Genomic DNA, 3,649 nt, shown 5'->3' on the forward strand with positions numbered 1-3,649 from the left:
TACAATATGTCGATACTTTAAAACCATTATTAACTTCTATATTAGATAAACGTAATGAGCTGTGTAAAAAACATAAACAATATCGTCCGTCCTATTATTTTAAAAATTGCTCCTGATTTAACTCCAGAACAACTAGAAGGAGTTATTTCAATAATTCAAGAGGTAAAAATTGATGCAGTTATCGCAGCGAACACAACTATAAGTCGCACTAATCTAAATTCAAAATTTCAAAAACAAAATGGTGGTTTAAGCGGTAAACCATTAAATCATCGTTCTACAGAAATTATTTCTAAAATCTATCGACAGACTCAAGGAAATTTACCCATTATAGGATCCGGTGGAGTATTTACTGGAGAAGATGCATATGAAAAAATTAAGTCTGGCGCTTCACTTATTCAAATCTATACTAGTATGATTTATCGTGGTCCCTCTGTTGCAAAGCATATTAATCAAGAAATCTTAACTTTACTAGAAAAAGATGGACTCACTAATATTACTGAAGCTATTGGTCTATATCATAAATAAATGCTGCCCTGATTCAAAAATTGAATCAGGGCAGCATTTATTTATGATAACCTTGTGTATTCTTCTTTGGATGTTTAATTTTTATTAGCTATTTTATTGAAGCTTGAAGCTCATTCCAAGTCACTGGTGCTTTACTTGTAGTTTCAATCATATCAATTGCTCCATCAACAGGACAAACAATAGAACATAAATTACACCCTACACAATCCTCTTCACGAACCTTAAGAAATTTACTTCCCTTATCGTTAGTAAGTATCTCAATACACTGATGTGATGTATCTTCACAAGAAATATAACATTTATTACATTTTATACAAACATCATCATTGATTCTTGCTACCACATGATAACTTAGATTAAGATCCCCCCAATTAGAGTATCTTGGTACAGATTTCCCTACTATATCCATCACAGAAGAAATTCCCTTTTCATCTAAATAATTATTTAAACCGTCTAACATATCTTCTATAATACTAAAACCATGATGCATAGCAGCTGTACAAACTTGTACGCTTGTTGATCCCATTAATATAAACTCTACCGTGTCACGCCAATTAGAAATCCCCCCCATACCTGAAATTGGTACATTGATTTCGGGATGACGTGCACACTCTGCAACCATATTTAATGCAATTGGCTTCACAGCTGGGCCACAATATCCACCATGTGCTCCTTTTCCATCTACATGTGGAATGGGATTCCATGTATCAATATTAACTCCCATTAGACTGTTAATTGTATTAATCATACTAACTGCATCTGCTCCCCCCTTTACGGCTGCATATGCGGTTTCTGTAATATCTGTAATATTAGGTGTTAACTTTACAATCACTGGTACTTCTGCTACTTCTTTTACCCAATATGTCTGCTTTTCTACAAGATCAGGTACTTGCCCGGATGCAGATCCCATTCCACGCTCAGCCATTCCATGAGGACAACCAAAATTCAGTTCAAATCCATCAACTCCTACATCTTGTACCCTTTTAACAATCTCGTGCCATTGATGTTGCTTCGGTTCTACCATAAGTGAAGCTATAATTGTATGATTCGGAAACTTCTTCTTTGTGTCATAAATTTCTCTCAAGATTTCTTCAAGTGGACGATCTGAAATTAATTCAATATTATTAAATCCAGCAACTTTCTTCCCTTGAAAATTTGTAGCAGAAAAACGAGAAGAGACATTTACAACTGGTGCACCTAACGTTTTCCAAACAGCTCCTCCCCATCCTGCCGCAAAAGCCCTTTGTACTTGGTATCCTGAATTTGTTGGTGGTGCCGATGCTAGCCAGAACGGATTAGGAGATTTTATCCCTGCTAGGTTAATAGACAAATCCGCCATTATAAAACCTCCTTCATCATTCCATCTAATTTGTAACCAAACACATATTTATGAATAGCATATGCTGTTTGTTTACCTTGCACTGCCGCACTAACCACCATTGCTTCACCTTGACCATCACCAAAAACAACATCCCCTGCAGCAAAAATTTTTGGATTAGATGTTTGGTTTGTTTTTGGATTGATTTTAACAATACCTTTATTATGAAGGAGACCAAATTCTTCAATTAATTTAATATAACGCGTCTGCCCAATCGCCTTAATTACTGCATCCACTTCAATAATAAATTCCGAACCCTCAATAGGAATTGACCTACGACGCCCAGAAGAGTCTTCTGCTCCCAATTCCATACGTATACATTCCAATTGCTTTACATGTCCATTTTCATCACCAATAATTCGTTTTGGTTGTGTTAACCACTTAAATTCTACTCCATCTTGTTTAGCAAACTCATATTCAAATTGATATGCAGGCATTTCTTCCTGGGTACGACGATAAATCATTTTTACATTTTCAGCTCCCAACCGAACTGAACAAGTTGCTGCATCAATTGCTGTATTTCCTGCACCAATAACTGCAATACGCGAACCTAAGAACCGACTAGTGGGCTCTTTACTTTTTGTATCTTCAACAAATTGGATTGCATCATATACTCCCTTCAAATTTTCCCCTTCTATATTAAGATTTGGTACAGAAGACATACCAATCGCTAAAACAATTACGTCAAAACTATTCATTAGTTCTGATACTATAATATCCTTACCCACTTTTGTGTTAGTAAGAATTTTAACACCTAATTTCTTAACTTGATCAACTTCCCACAGTGATACTTCTTGCGGCAATCGAAAAGATACTATTCCATAAGTATCCAATCCCCCAGCTTTTTCTTTTGCTTCAAAAATTGTAACAGTATAGCCTAACCTTGCTAATTCTCGCGCAGCTGATAAGCCTGCTGGGCCACTCCCAACAATAGCAATGGTTTTCCCTTTTTTTTCTCCTTCCTTAAACAACTGGACTTCATTTTTCATTGTCCAATTTGTAACATGGCGCTGTAAATCTCCTATCTTTATTGGTTGAGATGCTTCATTTAATACACATGCCCCTTCACATAGTTCTTCAGTTGGACACACTCTTGCACAAGTTGCTCCAACTGGATTAGCCTCAAAAATTACGCGAGCAGACCCTTTTAAGTTATCTGTAGTAATCTTTTTAATGAAAGAAGGAATATCTATGCTTGTAGGACAAGCTTTTATACATGGAGCATCGTAACAATATAGACATCGATTTGCCTCTTCTATTACCTCTTTAAATGTTAAATCTGGTTTCACCTCAAGAAAGTTATGTTTTATATCTTCTATCGCACTATAAACTTTAGATATTTTATTCATACCTTCTCCCCCTCAGTAACAATTTAATTAGTAAATTTCAAGCTATCTTACTCAATGAAAATCTATATGCACATACCATTGCTTATAAATAAAAAAGGATAAGACAATTCACTGTATCTTATCCTCTATTTAGTTTCACACTTTATAAATTATGAAAAGACAAAATGGAAACTAAAATTTTTCTTCAATCTTATTTGATTACAATTCTATCTCAAAATAAACTACCATTTATTTTCTAATTTTTGATTTAATAGTTCTAATAGTTCACTTGGTGTATTAAATACAAAATTTGGCTCCTGTATATCTAGTTTTTCAAACATACCTTCTCCCCATAATGCTGCTCCACTCTTCATTTGAGAAGCATGAGCTGCTTGTATATCAGTAATTTGATCGCCAA

General features: G+C 34.9%; 3 protein-coding genes. 1 reads left to right on the forward strand and 2 read right to left on the reverse strand.

Features of this window, described 5'->3' with window-relative positions; translation table 11 throughout:
• The first annotated feature begins 54 nt into the window (after positions 1-54).
• On the forward strand, positions 55-525 hold the full coding sequence (locus KVT31_RS29145) for a dihydroorotate dehydrogenase (protein WP_254637322.1): 471 nt from the start codon (positions 55-57) through the stop codon (positions 523-525).
• An 88-nt stretch (positions 526-613) separates the two neighbouring features.
• Here KVT31_RS29145 and preA read toward each other — a convergent pair whose 3' ends face one another.
• Together preA and KVT31_RS29155 are read right to left on the reverse strand one after the other, a co-directional pair.
• Positions 614-1,864, reverse strand: coding sequence for an NAD-dependent dihydropyrimidine dehydrogenase subunit PreA (gene preA, locus KVT31_RS29150; protein ID WP_217613689.1), 1,251 nt, complete (start codon positions 1,862-1,864; stop codon positions 614-616).
• Entirely contained in the window at positions 1,864-3,252 is a 1,389-nt protein-coding gene (locus KVT31_RS29155) for an NAD(P)-dependent oxidoreductase (RefSeq protein WP_217613690.1), read from the reverse strand. Before KVT31_RS29155 ends, preA begins: the two co-directional genes overlap by 1 nt.
• Positions 3,253-3,649 lie beyond the last annotated feature (397 nt).

Origin of the sequence: Bacillus sp. GbtcB14, from assembly GCF_019091205.1 — a bacterium.
In the GTDB taxonomy this organism is placed as follows: domain Bacteria; phylum Bacillota; class Bacilli; order Bacillales; family Bacillaceae_G; genus Bacillus_A; species Bacillus_A cereus_AG.